This window comes from Amycolatopsis orientalis DSM 43388, from assembly GCF_000411975.1.
Lineage (GTDB): Bacteria > Actinomycetota > Actinomycetes > Mycobacteriales > Pseudonocardiaceae > Amycolatopsis > Amycolatopsis orientalis_D.
Map to the genome: position 1 here is coordinate 71390 of NZ_ASXG01000130.1, position 20356 is coordinate 91745.

The 20356-nt window shown below is 69.2% G+C and carries 22 protein-coding genes and 1 pseudogene; 16 read left to right on the forward strand and 7 right to left on the reverse strand.

Annotation, left to right across the window (positions count from 1 at the left end; genetic code table 11):
- Nucleotides 1–9 precede the first annotated feature (9 nt).
- Nucleotides 10–993: a GlxA family transcriptional regulator gene (locus L942_RS27625; protein WP_106965052.1), complete on the reverse strand. Its 984-nt coding sequence runs from the start codon at nucleotides 991–993 to the stop codon at nucleotides 10–12.
- A 70-nt stretch (nucleotides 994–1063) separates the two neighbouring features.
- On the opposite strand from L942_RS27625, the gene L942_RS27630 reads away from it, so the two are divergent.
- Nucleotides 1064–1765 (forward strand): NAD(P)H-dependent oxidoreductase, encoded by a 702-nt coding sequence (locus L942_RS27630; protein ID WP_037365969.1) that lies wholly within the window; start codon nucleotides 1064–1066, stop codon nucleotides 1763–1765.
- Nucleotides 1766–1796: 31 nt separating this feature from the next.
- The gene (locus L942_RS27635; protein WP_037365971.1) at nucleotides 1797–2675 is read left to right on the forward strand and encodes an SRPBCC family protein; all 879 of its coding nucleotides are present in this window, start codon (nucleotides 1797–1799) and stop codon (nucleotides 2673–2675) included.
- 42 nt (nucleotides 2676–2717) lie between these two features.
- Here L942_RS27635 and L942_RS27640 read toward each other — a convergent pair whose 3' ends face one another.
- Complete coding sequence (locus L942_RS27640; protein WP_235079435.1) at nucleotides 2718–3536, reverse strand: GNAT family N-acetyltransferase; 819 nt, start codon at nucleotides 3534–3536, stop codon at nucleotides 2718–2720.
- Nucleotides 3537–3619: 83 nt separating this feature from the next.
- Between L942_RS27640 and L942_RS27645 the strand changes: the two genes are divergently transcribed.
- The 4 genes from L942_RS27645 to L942_RS27660 are packed head-to-tail and all read left to right on the forward strand — an operon-like array spanning nucleotide 3620 to nucleotide 6776.
- A complete protein-coding gene (locus tag L942_RS27645; protein ID WP_051166288.1) occupies nucleotides 3620–4714 on the forward strand; it encodes a hypothetical protein in 1095 nt (364 codons plus the stop codon).
- A complete protein-coding gene (locus L942_RS27650; RefSeq protein ID WP_037365978.1) occupies nucleotides 4695–4904 on the forward strand; it encodes a hypothetical protein in 210 nt (69 codons plus the stop codon). The genes L942_RS27645 and L942_RS27650 overlap by 20 nt, the downstream gene beginning before the upstream one ends.
- 14 nt (nucleotides 4905–4918) lie before the next feature.
- A complete protein-coding gene (locus tag L942_RS27655; protein ID WP_037365980.1) occupies nucleotides 4919–6556 on the forward strand; it encodes an acyl-CoA carboxylase subunit beta in 1638 nt (545 codons plus the stop codon).
- A gap of 7 nt (nucleotides 6557–6563) precedes the next feature.
- Nucleotides 6564–6776, forward strand: a complete 213-nt coding sequence (locus L942_RS27660; RefSeq protein ID WP_037365982.1) for an acyl-CoA carboxylase epsilon subunit — start codon at nucleotides 6564–6566, stop codon at nucleotides 6774–6776.
- A 51-nt stretch (nucleotides 6777–6827) separates the two neighbouring features.
- Here L942_RS27660 and L942_RS27665 read toward each other — a convergent pair whose 3' ends face one another.
- Both L942_RS27665 and L942_RS27670 read right to left on the reverse strand, forming a co-directional pair.
- Entirely contained in the window at nucleotides 6828–7232 is a 405-nt protein-coding gene (locus L942_RS27665) for a hypothetical protein (RefSeq protein WP_037365983.1), read from the reverse strand.
- Nucleotides 7233–7244: 12 nt separating this feature from the next.
- The gene (locus L942_RS27670) at nucleotides 7245–7856 is read right to left on the reverse strand and encodes a TetR/AcrR family transcriptional regulator (protein WP_037365984.1); all 612 of its coding nucleotides are present in this window, start codon (nucleotides 7854–7856) and stop codon (nucleotides 7245–7247) included.
- Nucleotides 7857–7947: 91 nt separating this feature from the next.
- Here L942_RS27670 and L942_RS27675 point away from each other — a divergent pair, with 91 nt between their 5' ends.
- Complete coding sequence (locus L942_RS27675) at nucleotides 7948–9234, forward strand: MFS transporter (protein WP_235079437.1); 1287 nt, start codon at nucleotides 7948–7950, stop codon at nucleotides 9232–9234.
- Here L942_RS27675 and L942_RS45930 read toward each other — a convergent pair.
- Nucleotides 9224–9346, reverse strand: a complete 123-nt coding sequence (locus L942_RS45930) for a hypothetical protein (RefSeq protein WP_268745748.1) — start codon at nucleotides 9344–9346, stop codon at nucleotides 9224–9226. The two genes, L942_RS27675 and L942_RS45930, sit on opposite strands and share 11 nt — an antisense overlap.
- Nucleotides 9347–9408: 62 nt before the next feature.
- A pseudogene (locus L942_RS45575) lies at nucleotides 9409–9552 on the reverse strand (tyrosine-protein phosphatase); the annotation flags it as partial.
- A gap of 256 nt (nucleotides 9553–9808) precedes the next feature.
- Here L942_RS45575 and L942_RS27680 point away from each other — a divergent pair.
- The 4 genes from L942_RS27680 (at nucleotide 9809) to L942_RS27695 (ending at nucleotide 15092) form a co-directional block, all read left to right on the forward strand.
- The gene (locus L942_RS27680; protein WP_037366084.1) at nucleotides 9809–10417 is read left to right on the forward strand and encodes a PadR family transcriptional regulator; all 609 of its coding nucleotides are present in this window, start codon (nucleotides 9809–9811) and stop codon (nucleotides 10415–10417) included.
- Nucleotides 10398–12017: a DHA2 family efflux MFS transporter permease subunit gene (locus L942_RS27685; protein WP_081655257.1), complete on the forward strand. Its 1620-nt coding sequence runs from the start codon at nucleotides 10398–10400 to the stop codon at nucleotides 12015–12017. Before L942_RS27680 ends, L942_RS27685 begins: the two co-directional genes overlap by 20 nt.
- A 1013-nt stretch (nucleotides 12018–13030) precedes the next feature.
- The gene (locus L942_RS27690; protein WP_037365988.1) at nucleotides 13031–13642 is read left to right on the forward strand and encodes a Maf family protein; all 612 of its coding nucleotides are present in this window, start codon (nucleotides 13031–13033) and stop codon (nucleotides 13640–13642) included.
- Between the two features lie 103 nt (nucleotides 13643–13745).
- On the forward strand, nucleotides 13746–15092 hold the full coding sequence (locus L942_RS27695; RefSeq protein ID WP_037365990.1) for a dicarboxylate/amino acid:cation symporter: 1347 nt from the start codon (nucleotides 13746–13748) through the stop codon (nucleotides 15090–15092).
- Between the two features lie 4 nt (nucleotides 15093–15096).
- Here L942_RS27695 and L942_RS27700 read toward each other — a convergent pair whose 3' ends face one another.
- Nucleotides 15097–15825 carry a hypothetical protein gene (locus tag L942_RS27700; protein ID WP_037365991.1) on the reverse strand — a complete coding sequence of 243 codons (729 nt, stop codon included), beginning with the start codon at nucleotides 15823–15825 and terminating at the stop codon, nucleotides 15097–15099.
- Nucleotides 15826–15875: 50 nt separating this feature from the next.
- Here L942_RS27700 and L942_RS27705 point away from each other — a divergent pair, with 50 nt between their 5' ends.
- The 5 genes from L942_RS27705 (at nucleotide 15876) to L942_RS27725 (ending at nucleotide 20342) form a co-directional block, all read left to right on the forward strand.
- On the forward strand, nucleotides 15876–16175 hold the full coding sequence (locus L942_RS27705) for an SAV_915 family protein (RefSeq protein ID WP_037365993.1): 300 nt from the start codon (nucleotides 15876–15878) through the stop codon (nucleotides 16173–16175).
- Between the two features lie 101 nt (nucleotides 16176–16276).
- A complete protein-coding gene (locus L942_RS27710; protein WP_037365995.1) occupies nucleotides 16277–18070 on the forward strand; it encodes an acetyl/propionyl/methylcrotonyl-CoA carboxylase subunit alpha in 1794 nt (597 codons plus the stop codon).
- A gap of 54 nt (nucleotides 18071–18124) precedes the next feature.
- Complete coding sequence (locus L942_RS27715) at nucleotides 18125–18676, forward strand: DUF1707 SHOCT-like domain-containing protein (protein WP_037365997.1); 552 nt, start codon at nucleotides 18125–18127, stop codon at nucleotides 18674–18676.
- An 8-nt stretch (nucleotides 18677–18684) separates the two neighbouring features.
- On the forward strand, nucleotides 18685–19080 hold the full coding sequence (locus tag L942_RS27720; RefSeq protein WP_037365999.1) for a DUF1707 SHOCT-like domain-containing protein: 396 nt from the start codon (nucleotides 18685–18687) through the stop codon (nucleotides 19078–19080).
- Entirely contained in the window at nucleotides 19065–20342 is a 1278-nt protein-coding gene (locus tag L942_RS27725; protein WP_037366001.1) for a sensor histidine kinase, read from the forward strand. The genes L942_RS27720 and L942_RS27725 overlap by 16 nt, the downstream gene beginning before the upstream one ends.
- Nucleotides 20343–20356 lie beyond the last annotated feature (14 nt).

A 20356-nucleotide genomic window follows, 5' to 3' on the forward strand; every position in this document is an offset into this window, starting at 1 on the left:
CCGCCGAGTTCAGGCCGGGCGCCGGAAGGTCGTCCGGTAGGCGCTCGGCGACACCCCGAGCGCGGCCTGCAGGTGCTGCCGCAGCGACGCCGCCGTCCCGAAACCGCACGCCGCGGCGACCCGGTCGACCGGCAGCTCCGTTTCCTCCAGCAACTGCCGCGCGCGCTCCACTCGCTGCTGGGTCAGCCACTGCAGCGCCGACATCCCGACCTCGTCGCGGAACCGCCGGGTGAACGTCCGGGTGCTCATCGACTCGCGCACCGCGAGGTCGCGCAGCGTGATCGGCTGGTCGAGATGCTCCAAGGCCCACGCTCGCGCCGCCGAGGTGGACGACGACCTCGGCTCCGGCACCGGACGGCGGATGAACTGGGCCTGTCCGCCCTCGCGATGCGGGGAAACGACCGTGCCGCGAGCGACCTCGTTGGCGACCGCCGCGCCGAAGTCGCGCCGGATCATGTGCAGGCAGAGGTCGATGCCGGACGCGACGCCCGCCGAGGTGAGGACGTTCCCGTCCTCGGTGTAGAGCACGTCCGGGTCGAGCTGCACGCGCGGATACTCCAGCTGAAATTCGCAGGCCGAACGCCAGTGCGTGGTCGCGCGGCGGCCGTCGAGCAGGCCCATCGCGGCGAGCACGTACGCGCCGGTGCAGATCGAAGCGATCCGGGTGCCCGGACGCACGAGGTCCATCGCGTGCTTGAGGGGCGCGGTCAGCTGATGTCCGCCGGGCTCGTATTCGAGCGACGACGCGGGCACGATCACCGTGTCGGCCTCGGCCACCGCCTCCGGACCTTGCGCGATCGGGATGGTGAAGTCCGAATCGGTGCGGATGTCGCCGGGTTCCGGCGTGCAGGTGACGACCTCGTACAACCGCTCCCCGGCAGCGGATCTGGCCTGGCCGAAGAGCCGGTGGACGATGCCCAGCTCCATCACGAGCATGCCGTGCCGCACGAGCACCGCGACCTTGTGCCGCTCCGGATGCCGAAAAACCGCCATGGCCCGATTCTTGCACAAGGTGGCCATCGGGCCACTGTTTTGGCCGTTTCGCCGGTTGCACCCTGGCCTCATGAACGTCTTGTGGATCTACGCCCATCCCGACCCGGCTTCGCTCAACGGCGCGCTCCGCGACGAGGGCGTCGCGACGCTGCGCGATCTCGGCCACGACGTGCGCGTATCCGACCTCTACGCGATGCGCTGGAACCCGATCGTCGACGAGATCGCGACCGTGCCCGAGGACGTCCGGACCGAGCACGGAAAACTCGACTGGGCCGATACGGTCGTCGTCCAATTCCCGCTCTGGTGGGCGGACACCCCAGCCATCCTGAAAGGCTGGTTCGACCGCGTTTTCGTGCAGGGCTACGGCTACGACTACCGCGACGAAACCGGTCACACCCTCCGCTACGGCAACGGCGTCCTGGCCGGGAAACGCGCGATGGTCATCGTCACCGCGGGGGCGCACGAGGACAGCCTCGGCCCGCGCGGCGCGCACGGTTCGCTGGACGATCTGTTGTTCAACGTCCAGCACGGCACGCTCTTCTACACCGGCATGACCGTCCTGCCGCCGCTCAAGGTGACCGGCACGAACCGGATGACGCCGGAGAAGTTCGACTGCGTCGTCGAGCAGCTGCGCAAGCGTTTGCACTCGCTGGAAACGACCGATCCGCTGCCGTTGCGCACCCAGGACGGCGGCGATTACGACCGGCGGCTCGTCCTGCACCCCGAAGTCGCCCCAGGTCAGACCGGGTACGCGGCACACCTGACGGCTTGACCCGTATATACCTCAGTGGTTATATACGAGCATGGCAATCCTGCGGACCACCCCTGACGGACGACCGAGCGTGCGCCTCGAACGGACCCTGGCCCATCCGCCGGAGAAGGTGTGGCACGCGGTCACCTCGCCGGACGAACTGGCGCACTGGTTCCCGGCCGCCGTGACACTGCCGGAATCCCCGGCGCCCGGCGGGAAGATCACCTTCACCTTCACCGAAACCGGGGACGTCAGCGCAGGCGAGATCGTCGGCTACCGGCCGCCGGAGGTTTTCGAGTTCACCTGGAACTCGGACCTGATCCGGATCGAGGTGTCCGCGGACGGAACGGGCAGCAAGCTCGTCTTCACGCACGTCTTCAACCGCGGCGAACCGGACATCGCCCGGCTCGGCGCGGGACGGCACGTCACCGGCTGGGTCGCCTGCCTCGATTCCCTCGAAGCCGCCTTGGACGGCCGCACGCCGGAGCCGCCGGCCGACTGGCACGCGCGGATGGTGCACTACATCGAGGAATTCGGCCTGGAGGACGGCGAAGTCCTGGACGACGGCACGATCCGGTTCCGCCGGGACCTCGTCTGGCCGCCGGCCGAAGACGTCTGGAAGCGGTTGCCGCAGCCGGAAGCCGGCGCGCAGGTGCTGGAGTCGCGGTCGCCGGAGGTGCTGGCCTACACCTGGCTGCACGACGGCGAACCCGCTGGTCGCGTGCGGTGGGAAGTGACCGCGGACCCGCTGGACGGCGTGCGGGTCGAGCTGACTCAGACCGTTCCGGCGGAGCTGAGCGACCTGCGGCCGGACTTGCTGACCGCACGGCACGAGCAACTGAACGCGCTGTTCGCGGCGTCCTTCGGGGTGGAACTGGAGCCGTGGAGCGAAGAGCGGAAGGCGGCGGTGCGGGGGCGGTACAGCTCGTGAGTGTTCATGCCGGTTCTAACCGGATTTAGCACTCACGAGCCCCTACCCCAGCGCGGTGTTGTACGGCGAAAACCGCACCTCCGCAGGCCCCGGCAGCGCTTTTCCGTGGAGCACCAGCCGCGGTGCCGGACCGTGCACCGCCAGGCCGCGCGCCTCGCACCACGCCGACAGCTCCGGAAACCGGTGGTCCACCGCCAGCCGGAGATCGCCGGTCGTGGTCCGGGCGATGCCGCGGATCAGCGCGCGAGCCTGGTCCTCGTCCGCGGCCACCACCGGACCGATCACCAGCACCCCGGCTTGCACGGTGCCGAGCGCGTAGCCGTCGTCGGTCACGTAGACGTGCTCGGCCTCGAACAGCATGCGGTTCAACAACTCCCGCCGCGCGAAGCCTTGCGCCGCACTGTCCAATTCGTACACCCGCGCCACGTCCGCCGGACCGAGCGGCCGCGCCGCCGGACCGCCGTCGTCGGTGAACCGGCCGCGATGGTCGTCGCAGCCGCCGTCGTGCTCAAAGCCCATCGATTCGTACAGCGGACGCGCGTTTTCCGTGGTGTGCAAGGACACGGTGGCGTCCCCGGCCTCGTCGAGAGCGTGTGCCATCACCCGGCGACCAAGCCCTTGGCGCGCGAATCGTTCCGCGACGACGACCATCGACACCGACGCGGTCGGGCCGGTCCGCGTCAGCACCGCTGCCGCGGCGAGGCCGCCGTCCGGGGTGTCAATGCCGAATCCGCGGCCGACGTCCAGCAGCATCGCCCATTTCCGCTCCTCGCGCGGCCACCCGCGATCGGTGCCGAGGTCGAGGCAAGCGGACAGGTCGGCAGGCCCGAGCGAACGGACCGAGGCGTCGGCGAGCAGCACGCTGCCCACCCTAGGCCGGACAGCGGCCGCTTTGGTCGGCTCGACGCCGAAAATTCAACTGCCGCCCGGCATAGGCTTCGCTGGTGACCGACTCCGAAGTGCTGACCGTCCAGCAGGTTCTCGGCGGCGGACGGTTCGCCGAAGTCGGCGAGGTACGGGTGACCGATTCCCGCACCGGCTATGTGGCCGTCGGGGGTTCGCTGGGACGCCCGGTGTGGGCCGGGCACAGCGTGGAGGGTTCGTCCGAGCCGACAGCCTGGAACCGGGTCGGCGTCTACCGCGCCGACACGTTCGAATGCGGGCACCTGCTGAGCCCGCATTGGCCGGTCAACGCGTTGGCGTTCCATCCGGAACTGCCGATCCTGGCCATCGGCTCCGGATCGTACGACGGCGGCTATTTCTACGAAGGCGAGCTGACCGTCCTCGACCTCGAATCCGGCCGTGCGACCTCTTTGCTGAAGGATCGCCGCGAGGTCACCGAACTTCGCTGGCGCGACCGGCACACCCTCGACGCGAAGATTTCGGTCCCCACCGAGGACGACGAGAAAGAACTCGGCACCTCCACGATGGCGGTCGCCATCGTCTTGCCGGACTGGCGAGCGGTGCGAGCCCGTTCACTGCGGTTCGACGGCATCGCGGTGGCACCGACCGCCGCGCCGGTCGCCCCGGAAAAGACCCGGCGGCAGATATGGGCGGTCGCCGCGTTGAGCGACGGACAGATTCTCGCCAGTCTCGAGCAGGTCGCCGCGGAGTGCTGGTCGGCCACCGGCGAACGGGAATGGTCGGTGCCCGCCTCAGGTGTCGGCTGCCAGCTCTGCGTCGACTTCCAGGAGAACACCGCCGTCCTCAACGCCTGGACTGGTTGGACTGGATCGGCCTCGACCGTCGAACGCGTCCGGCTGACCGACGGACGCGTAGAACCGGTCCGGACCTTCGACCACCCCGCAGTGCTCACCGCCGACGAAACCGGACAGCTCGCCATCCGCCCTCCCTCCGAGCGGCTCGATCGTCCACGCCACCGCGATCCACGACGGAGCCGGGCTGCTGCCCGGCAACGCCTGCGTAATCCGCCGCTCCTACCCCGGCGGAGAAGCCCACTGGGTCTACCCCGCCGACCACCAGGTCACCGCGATAGACACCATCGGGTACACCGTCTACGTGGCGTTCAACTCCGGTGAGATCGTCGCGCTCGACGGTCGCGAACTCGGACGGCAGCATCTGCAGGTCAACGGACACGCCGTCGTCCCGCTGTCGCTGAGCGCGCGAGCTCCGGACCGGCTCGTCGTCGGCACGCTCGACGGACGTGTGCTGGTTTGCGAAACAGTGGCGAGGGAGTCCTACGCCACACGCGCGGCAATCGCGCAGTAGCTAAGCTCCGCCACATGAGCAGTGCGACGCAGCCGCTCGGGACGCCGCCCGAGGGAGAACCGGACATCCACACGACGGCCGGCAAGCTCGCGGATCTCTATCGCCGCTACGACGAGGCCGTGCACGCCGGCTCGGCGCGCGCGATCGAGAAACAGCACGCCAAGGGCAAGAAAACCGCCCGCGAGCGGATCGATCTGCTGCTCGACGAGGGCTCGTTCGTCGAGCTGGACGAGCTGGCGCGGCACCGCTCCACGAACTTCGGGCTGGAGAAGAACCGCCCGTACGGCGACGGCGTGGTGACCGGTTACGGCACCGTCGACGGCCGTCCGGTGTGCGTGTTCAGCCAGGACGTCACCGTGTTCGGCGGCGCGCTCGGCGAGGTCTACGGCGAGAAGATCGTCAAGGTGATGGACCTGGCGATCAAGACCGGCCGTCCGATCATCGGCATCAACGAGGGCGGCGGCGCGCGGATCCAGGAGGGCGTCGTCTCGCTCGGCCTGTACGGCGAGATTTTCCGCCGCAATACCATGGCGTCCGGCGTGATCCCGCAGATCTCGCTGATCATGGGCGCGAACGCGGGCGGGCACGTCTACTCCCCCGCGCTCACCGACTTCGTCGTGATGGTGGACGAGACGTCGCAGATGTTCATCACCGGGCCGGACGTCGTGAAGACGGTGACCGGCGAGGACGTCACCTTCGAGGAACTCGGCGGCGGGCGCACGCACAACACGAAGTCGGGCGTCGCGCACTACCTCGGTTCCGACGACGAGGACGCCATCGCCTACGTCAAGGAACTGCTCTCCTACCTGCCGCAGAACAACCTGTCCGAGCCGCCGGAGTTCGACGCGAACCAGCCGCCGGCCGGGTTCTTCGAGAACGTCACCGACACCGACCGCGAGCTCGACACGCTCATCCCGGACTCGCCGAACACGCCGTACGACATGCACGAGGTCGTCACCCGCGTGCTCGACGACGGCGAATTCCTCGAGGTGCACGAGCTGTTCGCGCCCAACATCCTGGTCGGGTTCGGCCGGGTCGACGGGCAGAGCGTCGGCGTCGTGGCGAACCAGCCGACCCAGTTCGCCGGCTGCCTCGACATCGACGCGTCGGAGAAGGCCGCCCGGTTCGTGCGGACCTGCGACGCGTTCAACATCCCGGTGCTGACCTTTGTGGACGTTCCGGGCTTTCTTCCCGGCACCGACCAGGAGTGGAACGGCATCATCCGGCGCGGCGCGAAGCTGATCTACGCGTACGCGGAAGCGACCGTCCCGCTGATCACGGTGATCACGCGCAAGGCCTACGGCGGCGCGTACGACGTGATGGGCTCCAAGCACCTCGGCGCGGACATCAACCTGGCCTGGCCCACCGCGCAGGTCGCGGTGATGGGCGCGCAGGGCGCGGCGAACATCGTGCACCGCAAGACGCTGGCCAACGCGGCCGCGGAGGGCAAGGACGTCGACGCGCTGCGCGCCGATCTGATCCAGGAGTACGAGGACACGCTGCTCAACCCGTACGCGGCGGCTGAACGCGGTTACGTCGACTCGGTGATCGTGCCCGCGCACACCCGCGGCCACATCGCGAAGGCGCTGAGCCTGCTGCGCACCAAGCGCGAATCGCTGCCGCCCAAGAAGCACGGCAACATCCCCCTGTGAGGCCGCGATGACGGACACTCCCCTGCTCCGCGTCGTCCGCGGCAACCCGGACGACGCCGAACTCGCCGCGCTCACCGCGGTGGTGGCCACTGCCGCTTCGGCGTCGGCACCCGCGCCCAAACCGCGTCGTACGTCGTGGTGGGGTGACCGGGCCGCCGCGGTGCACGCGCCGGCGGCGGCTGGCGACGGGGCTTGGCGCGCTTCGGCCTTGCCTCGCTGAGGTTCTCGTGAGCGGTGGCCGGGGCTCGCGACTACCCGCGGCGGTGGTGGCTCATCGCCCCCGTTGCGCCCAGTCCGGCGCGTCCGCACCCGCGTGCGCCAGCAACTCCTGCCGGGTGATCGAACCGAACGGCCCGACCCCGCGCAGCAGCAGGTAATCGCCCGCGTCGGCTTGATCGTGCTCGATCTCGACGTCCTCGGCGTGGTAACTGTCCGTCCAGACGATCCGGACCTGGCAGCCACCGTTCTGGGTGAGCGCGTGCACCTGCTGCACGGTCGCGAGCCGGGCCATCGGTTCCGACTCCCATCGCTGCTGCAGGAATCGCCAGCGCGAAGCCTGTTCGGCCGCGCGCAACCGCTGATCGAGCCCGGCGGCGCGATCCCGGAAAATCCAGACAATCCCGGCCACGACCGCGGCGGCGACAGCCAGTCCGACCAGCCACAAGACCGTTCCCATGTCTCCCGGAGCCTACTCGCGGCGGTGCTCCCGGAGGAATCGCTCAACCAGGCCATGGGTGAATTCCGGCGGAACCGAAGCGCCGGTGACCAGGACGCGGTAGTGGATCGGCCCGACGAGTTGCTCGACCGCGCTGTCCAGGTCGACGTCCGACGGCAATTCGCCGCGGGCGACGGCGCGTTCGAGCGGTAGCCGGTCACGCGCGCGCTGGGCGCGGATGTGCACCTCGCGCAGCCGCCGCGCCAGCTCCGGGTCGTGCTGCGCCTGGCCGAGCAGCGCACGGAACACCGCGCCAGCATCGGCGGTGGTCAGGAATGACGCGATCGCGGCTAGGTGCGTGCAGAGGTCCTCGCGGAGATCGCCGGAGTCGGGCGGGGAAAGCTCCTCCACGAGGTCGTCGCCAAGCGCCTCGAGCAGAATGTCCACTTTGGACGGCCACCAGCGGTAGACAGTCTGCTTGCCGACTCCCGCCCGGGCCGCGATGCCTTCCATCGTGAGCCCGGCGAAACCGACCTCCACCAGCAGATCGTCGACCGCGTGCAGAACCGCTCGGCGCGCGTCCTCGCTGCGGCCGTAACGGTTCCCGTGATGCCGGCGCCCGCCGGGCCCAGTGACGTCGCCCACGCGAAGAAGTCTAGCCAAGACGCAACGTCTCGTCTAGCGTTACGAGCACCAGCTCACTAGGGGGTTCTCAGTCATGTGTTCCGCGTGCGGGGTGCCGACGCACCAACCCGAAGCCGAGGTTGCCGCGGCGGCCCCGCGCAAATTCGCGGCGCTCTACAACAAGGATTGCCGTCCGTATCTGATCGGCACCGGCCTCGCGATGATGGCCGACAACATCGAGCACGTCATCACCTATTGGGTGCTGTGGGAGAAATTCCAGTCGCCCGCGCTGACCGGGTTCGAGGTGATCAGCCACTGGGTGCCGTTCCTGCTGTTCTCGGTGTACTTCGGGGGCTTGGCCGACCGGCACGACTGCCGCCGGATCATCCAGGCCGCACAGGCGCTGTTCATGGCGGTGTCCGCGGCGTGGGGCGTGCTGATCCTCACCGACACGCTCGAGGTGTGGAATGCCTGCGTACTGCTGATTTTGCACGGCTCCGCGGGCGCGATCTGGGGTCCGGGCGAGCAGCTGATGCTGCACGATTTCGTCGGCCCCGCCGAATTGCCCAGCGCGGTCCGGCTCAACGCCACCTTCCGCAGCCTCGGCATTCTCTTCGGCCCGGTCGTCGGTTCGGCGCTGCTGCTCGGACTCGGGCCGGTGGCGGGCATTTTCGTGAACGTCGCGTTCTACCTGCCGCTGACCGTGTTCCTGTTCCGCACCAAGTTCACCGGACACACCCGAGACGGCGGAATCATCCGCCGGCCGAGGGTCGGACTGATGGATTCGGTGCGGGTCATGAAGGAAATCAGCGGGAACCCGACCATGGTCGGGATGATCATCCTCGCCGGGCTCGGCGCGTTCTTCGTCGGTGCCTCGATGCAGAGTTCGATGCCGATCTTCGCGCAGGACCTCGGCGCGGGCAGCGCCGGAACCGCGTACGGCGTGCTGCTGTTCGCCAACGGCGCGGGCGGCGTGATCGGCGGGATCCTGCTGGAAGCGACCGGGAAGATCAAACCCAACGTGCCCGCCGCGGTGATCAGCACGGCGATCTACGGGATCTCCAGCCTGTTTTTCGCGATGACCGCCAGCTACCCGATCGCGGTGGCGTTGCTGGTGATCGGCGGCGTGGCCAACTTGGCGTCGATGTCCATCGGCCAGACCGTCGTGCAGTTGCTGGCGAAACCAGAGGAACGCGGGCGCGTGATCGGCGTGTACAGCGTGTCCGCCAACGGTCTTCGCGCAGGCAGCGGATTCACCGTGGGACTGCTCGGTTCCGCGGTCGGGGTGCACTGGTCGCTGGGCATCAGCGCGGCCGCGCTCACTGTCGGCACCGCGCTCGCCGGGTGGTATTCGCTGGGCAGCCGCCGGGCGCGGCAACTGCACCAGGTCACCGACTGAGCCGGGCCTGAATGCGGTCGACCTCGTCCGCGGCCATTCCGGCGCGGACGAGGTCGTCGCGGACGTCGAGCACCGCGGCCTGGTCCCCGATGTGTCCGATGGAGGTGGACACAGCTTCGGGCGGGGACTTCGAGGCGCCTGATTCCGACGGCACGGCTGCGCACGCGCCTGGGTCCAGCCCTCTTCGGTGCCGAAACGGAGACTGGCGGATCGGTAGAACTGGCCGGGTTCCGTGCTTCCGCCGGATCGGGTCGGCAGACCGCCGAGGTCTCTGGTGTTGAAAAAGCCGTCCCAAGCCACTGCCCGGTTCTCGCCCATCAGCTGATCCTGGCCCGGGCCACCCGCCTCCGGCAACCGGCTCGTCCAGGGCGCGAAAGGACCGTCGAACAGGCGATCGCCGGTTTTTGTCGGTGGTCGTCGTTACGCTCTCCCCATCTCGCAGCACCCATCACCGTCAGCGACAGGCTGCTCACCAGCGCGGATCACGCTGGACCGCAGCTTGCTCCACACCGTATAGTCCACGTGGAATAACCCATGTGGGATCACTCGATTGACGTTTCTGGAGGACACCGTCATGGTCGCGGCCAAGCTCACGGCACTGGGCGTCGCCGTGCTCGAGCTGCTGCACGAGCGGCCGATGCACCCGTACGAAATGGCGCAGCTCATGCGGGAGCGGCACGTCGAGACCCGCGTGAAGCTCAAGGCAGGGTCGCTCTATCACACGGTGGACCGGTTGCAGCGCAACGGTTTCATCGACGTGGTCGAAACCCAGCGGGACGGCAGGCGGCCGGAGCGCACGGTGTATGCGATGACGGCCGCGGGCAAGGACGCCTTCCAGGAACGAGCCCGGCAAATGCTGGGCGACGTGGTGCCGGACTACCGCGACGTGCTCAGCGGACTCGCCGTGATCGACGACCTCGGACGCGACGTGGCGATGCTCGAACTGGAGCACCGGCTCACCCGGCTGCGCGCGGCCGTGGCCTCCGACGAGGTGATCGTCGAACAGCTGGAATCCGACGGCACCCCCGAAATCTACTGGCTCGACTTCCGGTTCAGCGCGGCACAGCGGAAGTTCGAGCTCGCCTGGATCGAGCAGCTGTTCGCGGACCTCGACAGCGGCCGGATCCCTTTTCAGGACAAGAAACTCAAGCTCAAGGACAACGATGAACGCAAGACCGGTTAACCCGTGGGCCGCGCTCAGCGCGCTCTGTATCGGGTTTTTCATGATCCTGCTGGACACCACGATCGTGTCGATCGCAGTGCCCGCCATGCTGCAGCACCTCGGCGCCGGGCTGAACTCGGTGGTGTGGGTGATCAGCGTCTACCTGCTCACCTACGCCGTGCCGATGCTGTTCACCAGCCGCCTCGGCGACCGCTTCGGCCCGAAACGCGTGTTCGTCGCCGGGCTCGTGGTGTTCACCGCGTCGTCGCTGTGGTGCGGCCTGTCCGGCAACGTCGAGATGCTGATCGCCGCCCGTGCCGTGCAGGGCCTCGGTGCCGCGCTGATGACGCCGCAGACGCTGGCGTTCATCACCCACCTGTTCCCGCCCGCGAAACGCGGCCCCGCGATGGGCGCGTGGGGCGGTGTGGCCGGGCTGGCCACCATCACCGGCCCGTTGCTGGGCGGCGTGCTGGTGCAGCACCTCGGCTGGGAGTGGATCTTCTATGTGAACGTGCCGATCGGCGTCGTCGCCATCGCACTGACGTTGTGGCTGGTGCCGGACTGGCAGCCGAAACACTCGCATTCGTTCGACCTGCTCGGCATTCTGCTGTCCGCCGCCGGACTGTTCTGCGTGGTGTTCGGCGTCCAAAATGGACAGCAGTACGACTGGGGCACGGTGTTCGGCGGCATCACGGTGTTCGAAATCATCGGGGCCGGCGTGGTGCTGCTGATCGGTTTCGTGCTGTGGCAGCACTACAACCGCCGGGAACCGCTGGTCCCGCTGGCGGTATTCGTGAACCGAAACTTCTCCGCCGGCACGCTCACCGCGACGACGGTCGGCTTCACCATGACCGGCATGTTCCTGCCGCTGATCATCTACATCCAGACGGTACTCGGCCTCTCCCCCACCATGGCCGGTCTGCTCACCGCCCCGATGTCGCTGCTCTCCGGGGTGATCGCGCCGTTCGTCGGCCGGGCCTCGGACAAAATCAACGGCAAATACCTGGTAATGGGCGGCCTGGCCCTGCTGGCCGCGGGCGTCGGCATCATCGCGCTGCAAGCCCGGCCGGACACGAGCCCGTGGGCGCTGATCCCGGCCCTGCTGGTGTGCGGGCTGGGAGTCGGGTGCATCTTCTCGCCGATGAGCAACCTGACGATGGCGTCGGTCGAGCCGCGGCTCACCGGTACCGCGTCGGGCATTTTCAACACCGCCCGCCAGGTAGGCGGCGTCCTGGGCAGCGCGGCGATCGGTGTGCTGCTGCAGGCGAGGATCAGCGCGTCGATCGCGAGCGAAGCCACCACCGCGGCCGCGCGACTGCCGGAGCAGTACCGCGCGCCGTTCACCGAAGGAATCGGCCACGCCGCCGCGTCCACCGGCGAATTCGGCTCCTCCGGCGGCCCAGCCCCGATGCCGGGCCTCCCAGCGAACCTCGCCGAGCAAGCGGGCCGCCTCGCCAGCGAGGTAGTCCACAATGGACTCACCGACGCCGCCCGCGCGACGCTGATCCTGCCGATCGCGGTGCTGATCCTGGGAATCCTGTCCGCAGCAGTGCTGCGCCGAGTGTCGCCGAGGCCGCACACACCAGCGCCGACCACCCCGACTCCGGAACCCGCACACTGACCGTGGGCCCCGGCTGGGCAACCCAGCCGGGGCAGGGCGGGCGCGGAGCGAAGCGGCGCGGGAGGAAGCCGCGGAGGCAGCGAGTGAAGTCGCGGTGCACCGCAAATCCGCGCTCTCCACAGCCGCAGCTGCGCGATACCGATGTCCAGAGGCAGCTGCACGCGCGCACCTACGACCTAGGCATCGTCCAGACCGCTCGTCCCGCACACCGCTCAGCCCCGCAAACACTCACGCCCCCGCCCGAACCGACCGTGCCCAGGGACGGCCCACGCCGCAGAGAACCCACGCACCCGCGAAGCCCGCCAATCGCGACCACCACCTAGGCGCGGCCCAGCGCGCCCACCGCGCACGTCGCGTGGTTGCCGTCCGGGCCGCTCACCTCCGCCACCGGTGCGCTCCGAGCGCCGCAACTCGACCACACCACACGCTGTGAAGTCGCGATGCACCGCCAAATCCGCACGACGCTCTCCACATCAACAGCCGCGCGATCTACTGACGCCCAGAGACAGGCCGCACCGCCCACAGCGCTCGCGCCCGCCCGCAATCCGCCCATGCCGCACATCCAGCCACGTCGGCCACCGGCGCGCCCCGAGCGCCGCACCACGGTTGCGCCCGACGCCACATGACGTGAAGTCGCGGTGCACCACCGAATCCGCTCTCCACATCCACAGCCGCGCGGTCAACCGACGCCGACAGACAGGCCGCACAGCCCACGCCGCTCACCCCGCACCTGCCCAGGAAGCCGTCCGGGCCGCTCGGCTAGCCACCGGCGCGCCCGGCCGCGACGCCCCACAGCGCCGCGGCCCTAGCCGCTCACCCAGACACCCCGGCCACCGACGCACCCCCGAGCGCCGCACCACAGTCGCGCCCCACACCACACGGCAATCAAGCGTGGGCTCGCCGGTACACCACAACGCCGCCCAGCACCGCCGCTCAAGCCGCTCACCCCGCCACCTCGGCCAGGTGCACAACCTCCACCCCACCACCCACCCCCTCCGAGGTAGCGTTCGACCGTGCGTCTAGTCCTCGCCTCCCAGTCCCCCGCCCGTCTCGCTGTGTTGCGCAGTGCTGGTCTCGATCCGGCCGTTGTCGTGTCCGGTGTCGACGAGGACGCCGTCGCGGCCGCGCTCACTGATCCGGAACCTGCCGAACTCGTCTTGGCTCTCGCGAAAGCCAAGGCCAACGCCGTTGTCGAGATGGTTTCCGAATCCGATGCCGTGATCGTCGCCTGCGATTCGATGCTTTCCATCGGTGGCGAGATGGTCGGCAAGCCCGCCACCGCCGAAATCGCGAAGGAGCGCTGGGCGCGGATGGCCGGCGGCTCCGGCGTCCTGCTCACCGGGCACGCCGTGGTCCGGCTCGACGGCGGGCAGCGCACCAAGGAAGCCTCCGGCACCCGGTCCACCACCGTGCACTTCGCCAACCCCAGCCAGGCCGAGATCGACGCCTACGTCGCCACCGGCGAACCGCTGCACGTCGCGGGCGCGTTCACGCTCGACGCGCTCGGCGGGTGGTTCGTCGAGGGCGTCGAGGGGGACCCGTCCAGTGTGATCGGGATCAGCCTTCCGCTGCTGCGGCAGCTCCTCGGCGAGGTGGGCGTCAGCGTCACCGAAATGTGGAACTAGTTCACATATTGGGACGATGTGTCACTCGGACGAGTGATCAGGGAAAGTCGACTCCGGCCCGCACCCGGGCCAGCGGAAACTCTCGACCTCTCTGGGGTGGCACATGTCCTTCGTCAGGACGTACACCAAGCCGCGCGTGTTCGCCGCGGCCGTTCTCGGCTCGCTCGTCGTGGGCGCCGGCCTCGGCGTGCTCGCGCGGACCACGGAAGCCGGCTGGCTGACCGACACCCTCGACCGCATCGGCACGATCTTCACGACCCTGCTGCAGATCGCGGTGATCCCGCTGGTCTTCACCGCGATCGTGGTCGGCATCAACAGCCTCCGCGGCCTCGGCGGCGGCCGTGCCGCCGCGCGGCTCGGCGGCAAGACCGTGCTGTGGTTCGCGATCACGTCGTTCATCGCCTCGCTGATCGGGATCGCGATCGGCAAGCTGTTCAACCCCGGCTCCGGCGGGCTTGGCGCGGGCGTCGCGGCCACCGCGAAGAACGCCGACAAGGCCGCCAAGAGCATGAGCCACTGGGGTTCCTGGGACGCCTTCATCAAGGGCCTGCTGCCGGAGAACTTCTTCTCCGCCTTCGCCGAGGGCAGCACGCTCCAGGTGCTCTTCCTCGCAGTCGTGATCGGCGCCGCCGCCTACAGCCTCGGCGACAAGGCGAAACCGTTCGTCGAATTCACCACGAGCGTCTTCGAAATCGTCCAGCGCTACCTCGGCTGGATCGTGCGCCTCGCGCCCATCGGCATCATCGGCCTGATCGGGGCCGCCGTCTCCAACTACGGCGACGCGCTGTTCCGTCCGCTGCTCTCGACCACGCTCGCGGTGTACGTCGGCTGCTTGCTGGTGCTGTTCGTGGTCTACCCGATCCTGCTGCAGTTCGTCGCGAAGGTGAGCCCGCTGACGTTCTTCGCCAAGGCGGGAACCGCGATCCAGTTCGCGTTCGCGTCGCAGTCGAGTTCCGCGACGCTGCCGCTGACCCGACAGTCCGCGGTCAACCTCGGCGTTGCTCCTGGATACGCCGCCTTCGCCACCCCGCTCGCCAGTGCGACCAAAATGGACGGTTGCGCCGCGGTGTTCCCGGCGATCGGCGCGATCTTCATCGCCAATCTCGCCGGGGTGCCGCTGAGCTTCGGGCAGTACGTCGGCATCGTGGTCGTCGCCGTGGTCGGCGCGCTGGCCACCGCGGGCACCACCGGCTGGCTGACCGCGCTCACCCTGACCACCGCGTTCATCGGTCTCGACGCGAAGCAGGTCGCGCTCGGCATCGCGCTGATCTATTCGGTCAACCCGATCATGGACATGATGCGCACGGCCACGAATGTCGCCGGCCAGATCGTGGTCCCGACGATCGTCGCGCGCAGCGAGGGCCTGCTCGACGACGAAATTCTCGGCACGCAGACCGCTCGCCCGAACCACGCCGACGAGGGCAGCGCCGCCCGGCCCGCGACCGTCTGAGCGATCAGGAACTGCCGGAACAACGCCGCAGCTGGGACTTCTTCAGCTCGACGTCCGGCCAGCCCCGGAAATTCGACGGCGCGGTGACGGTGCTCGTGCAGCCCATCACCGCGCCGTCGAGTTCGTAGACCTCCGCCACCACCGGCGCCGCCTGGCAACGCGGCGAGCCGGAGACCGCCTGCGGGCATTCGTGCCGGACGACGATCACGTCCGGACGGCCGTCCTGGCTCACGTCATAGAGAGACAGCGAACCCGCGTCAGAGAAATACGGTTTGCCGTAGTCGCGCCACACACCGCCGGATTCGGTGAGCAGTTCCCCGTACGAGCCGCCCGTCGCGTCGCCGCGGATCAGGCACGCGGCGGTCGACCCGTCGATGCAGCGCAACGAAGTCGCGGACAGCTTCGCGCCCAGGTTCGTGATCGCCAGTTCGAACTCGGTGCCCGGCTGCTGCCCGACCTGGACCCGGCCCCATCCGCCCGCGGCGTCCGCCAGCAACACCACCGGAGTCCCGCCGACGCTCACCGCGGCCAGTTGCCGGCACGGGCCGTTTCCGCAGGTCGAGGACGATCCCTCGACCGGAGCGGCGGCGGGCTCGCGCGGGGCCATGGTCACCGCGCCGTCCGGCTTCGGCCGCAGCACGACGACCACGACGAGCGCCGCCGCCGTGACCACCGCCGCCAGAACGGCGGTGAGCAGCGCGGATCGCGGGACGCGCTTCGGCCTAGTCCGCATATCCGAGACTGTAAGCGACCTTGCACACCGTGGCCGTCTATGTTGTCCGAGTGACGAACCCCAATCTGCCCCCGGCCCTCTACCTGCCGACCGGACCCGCCGGACCGACCACCGACGGCCAGACCGGAGCCAACGTCGAACTGCGCCGCACCCCGGACGGCCGCACCGCGCTGGTCGCGTTCACCGCGCTCGACCGGCTCGTCGACTGCTGCGGCGAACACCAGCCGTGGATCCTGGTCAACACCGAGAACCTGGCTCTGGTGCACCAGGTCAACCCCTACGACGTGATCGTGCTGGACTCCGAACTACCGGCCGAACTGCGGCATCAGGCCCCCACCGGACGGGTATAAACAGGACCGAACTGGGTGGTCCACCTCTCAATCCTGGCCCCGCCGGGGTCCGTAGACTCCCGGTTGACCAGCAGCGCGGCGACGGGCACGGGAGGTATGTGGTGAGCGAGCAGGACACCGCGAGCACGGGCGGTCCGGTGACCAAGGTCCTGATCGCGAACCGGGGCGAGATCGCGGTTCGCGTGATCCGGGCCGCGAAGGACGCGGGCCTGCAGAGCGTGGCCGTGTACGCGGATCCGGACCGCGACGCCCCGCACGTGCGGCTCGCCGACGAGGCGTTCGCCCTCGGCGGGACCACGGCGGCCGAGAGCTACCTCGCGATCGACAAGATCCTCGACGCCGCCAAGCGGGCCGGTGCCGATTCGGTCCACCCCGGCTACGGCTTCCTTTCCGAGAACGCCGACTTCGCCCAGGCCGTCCTCGACGCGGGCCTGACCTGGATCGGGCCGAGCCCGCAGTCGATCCGCGACCTCGGCGACAAGGTGACCGCGCGGCACATCGCGATGCGCGCGGGCGCGCCGCTGGTGCCCGGCACCAAGGAGCCGGTGAAGGACGCCGACGAGATCATCGCGTTCGCCGACGAGCACGGCCTGCCGGTCGCGATCAAGGCGGCGTTCGGCGGCGGCGGCCGCGGCCTGAAGGTCGCCCGCACCCGCGAAGAAATCCCGGAGCTGTTCGAGTCCGCGACGCGGGAGGCGGTGGCCGCGTTCGGCCGCGGCGAATGCTTCGTGGAGCGCTACCTGGACAAGCCGCGGCACGTCGAGGCGCAGGTGCTGGCCGACCAGCACGGCAACGCGATCGTCGTCGGCACCCGCGACTGCTCGCTGCAGCGCCGCCACCAGAAGCTGGTGGAAGAGGCCCCCGCGCCGTTCCTCTCCGACGACCAGCGCGCCCGGATCCACGAGTCCGCCAAGGCCATCTGCAAGGAAGCCGGCTACTACGGCGCGGGCACCGTGGAGTACCTCGTCGCGGTGGACGGCACCATTTCCTTCCTCGAGGTGAACACCCGGCTGCAGGTCGAGCACCCGGTGTCGGAGGAGACCACCGGCATCGACCTCGTCCGCGAGATGTTCCGCATCGCGCGCGGCGAGAAGCTCCGGATCACCGAGGACCCGACTCCGCGCGGCCACTCGATCGAGTTCCGCATCAACGGCGAGGACGCCGGCCGCGGCTTCCTGCCCGCGCCGGGCACGGTCACCAAGTTCGTCGCCCCTTCCGGCCCGGGCGTGCGCGTCGACTCCGGCGTCGAATCCGGCAGCGTGATCGGCGGCCAGTTCGACTCGATGCTCGCCAAGCTCATCGTGACCGGCTCGGACCGACAGAACGCGCTGGAACGCAGCCGGCGCGCGCTGGCCGAATTCGAGGTCGAGGGCATGGCGACGGTGCTGCCGTTCGACCGCGTGATCGTGAACGACCCGGCGTTCGTCGGCGACGAGAACGGCTTCAGCGTGCACACCCGCTGGATCGAGACCGAGTTCGACAACCAGATCGAGCCGTTCGTCGCCCCGGACGTCGAGGCCGAGGAAGAGGCGCCGCGGCAGAACGTCGTGGTCGAGGTCGGCGGACGCCGGCTCGAGGTTTCGCTGCCCGGCGGCTTCGCCCTCGAAGGCGGCGGCGCGCCCGCGGCTACGAAGGCCAAGCCGCGAAAGCGGGCCGGCGGCGCGAAGGCAGCGGTGAGTGGCGACGCGGTCACCGCGCCGATGCAGGGCACCATCGTGAAGATCGCGGTCGAGGAAGGCCAGCACGTCGAGGCGGGCGAGCTGATCGTGGTGCTCGAGGCGATGAAGATGGAAAACCCGGTCACCGCACACAAAGCGGGCACGGTCACCGGGCTTTCGGTCGAGATCGGCTCCGCGGTCACACAGGGAACGCAACTCTTGGAGCTCAAGGACTGAAGTTGTGCTGAATGTCGTGGGTGCCGCGCGCTCGCGCGGCCTACCATCGACTACGTGACTGAGGTTCCGTCTCCGCAGCTGCGGATCAGCGACCAGGAGCGAGAGTCCGCGCTGCACGCGCTCGGCGAGCACATGAGCGCGGGACGGATCGACATCGACGAGTACGGCGAACGATCCGCCCGGATCACCGCGGCCAAAACGCGGGGCGAACTGGGCGAACTGTTCGCCGACCTTCCGGTGCCGCATCCGGTGTTCGGCGCGGGTGCGACCGCCGCGCCGGAACCAGCCGCGGACCCGAGGCCCGTGCCGCAGCCCGCGGCGTCCGGCGAGGTCGCCGCGCGGCAGCCGGAATGGTCGGCCGGGCAACGCGCCGTCGCCGCGTTGGTCCCGCTGGTGTGGATCGCCGCGATCGCCCTGATCGCCACCGGCACCGCGGGGTGGCCGGTGATTTTCGCGCCGATCGCGCTCACCGCGGTCGGCCGTGCTCTCTGGGGCAAGGGTTTCGAGCACCATGACCACCATCACCACGACCGGCATCGCGAGCGCCGCGAGGAGTTCCGGGCGATGCGTGACGAGCACCGGCGCCAGCGCCGGCTGGACCGCTGAGGCGGACCATGGCTGACCTGCGGCTGAGTGACGCCGAACGGCAGGACGCGCTCGACGTCCTCTCCGAGCACGTCCGCACCGGACGCCTCGACATCGACGAGTACGGCAGCCGCTCGGCGAAGGTCACGTCAGCCAAACTGGTCAGCGAACTGGTGCCGCTGTTCGAGGATCTGCCCTCGCCGCGGCCGAGCGCGCTGCTGGCCACGGCCCAGCCGGAACCGGTCGTCCCGCCCGCCCGCAACGGCAACGACGGCGGCGGGCTCGGCGCGTTCGTGATGCGGTATTCGCTGCCGCTTTCGATCGCGTTGGCGGTCATCGTGCTCGTCCTGACGCGCGGGCGGCTGCTGATCGTGTTCGCGCTGCCGTTGCTGCTGGTCCTGTTCGGCGGATGGCGGCGGCGCTGAGCTCGCCCGAACGCACGCCGCGGCTCAGCCCGATGATGGGGCTGCGGCCGGGTTCGGTCGATCCGAAGGCCGAGCGATGGGCCGGCCCGGTGTTCGCCGGGGTCGGGATTCTGGCACTCGCGGTGTGCACGAGCATCGCCGCCGGGCAGCCGCACGGCGATCCCGCGCAGTGGCGCACCACGTTGCTTTTCGCTGCGGCGACCGGACTGTGGTTGCTGCTGCTGATCCCCGTTTTTCCGCAGCGCACGCGAAAACCGTGGCTGGCCGTTGGCTTCTTCCTCGTGCTGTTGGCCGGCGCGACCGTTCTCACTTCGCGGCTGGATCCGTTCACCGCCTTCGCTTCGATCGGCTATCCGATCGCGTTCGTATTGTTCCCCACGCGGTGGAGCATCTTCGCCGCGGCCGCGACCGCAGTGGTTCCGTTGCTGGCCAAGGGAATTTGGCAACCGTCGCCACCGTGGCTCACCGCGGTGTCGATCGTCGGGCCGATTCTGTACGCGGCGTGGTTCGTCGGCGCGGAGAACGAGCAACGCCGTCGTACCAACGAGAAACTCGCACAGTCGAACGCGCGGCTGGAAACGGCATTGACGGAAAACGCGGCACTGCATGCACAATTGCTGACCCAAGCCCGAGAGGCAGGGGTGCTCGACGAGCGACAGCGGATGGCTCGCGAAATTCACGACACTGTCGCGCAGGGTTTGACCGGCATCGTCACTCAGCTGCAGGCCGCCGACCGGGCCACCGAAGCGGCGGAACGGCAACGGCATCTCGACCACGTGCACACACTGGCGAAGGACAGTCTCACCGAGGCGCGTCGAGCAGTGCAGGCGTTGCGACCGGAGCCGTTGGCGGACTCGCACCTGCCGGAAGCGTTGGCAGGATTGGCGAATCGCGTGTCCGACACCTCTGGTGCCACGGTGACCGCCAACGTCGAAGGGGACGCTCGGCCGTTGCTTCCGGACCTGGAAGTAGCGCTGTACCGGGTGGCGCAGGAAGCCTTGGCCAACGCGGAAAAACACGCGCGGGCCAGCCGGATCGGCCTCACCCTGACCTACACCAGCGACCTGGTCCTGCTCGATGTCCGGGACGACGGAAAGGGGTTCGCCCCCGGCGACCGCGGCGACGGCACCGGCTTCGGCCTGGAAGCGATGCGCCAGCGCGTGCAGCGAGTGGCGGGTTCGCTGGCCATCGAGTCCGCACCAGGGGAAGGGACCGCCGTGCACGCGGAGTTCCCGGCGATCTCCTCGCCCGGAACCGCTTGAGTCCGTCCGAGCAC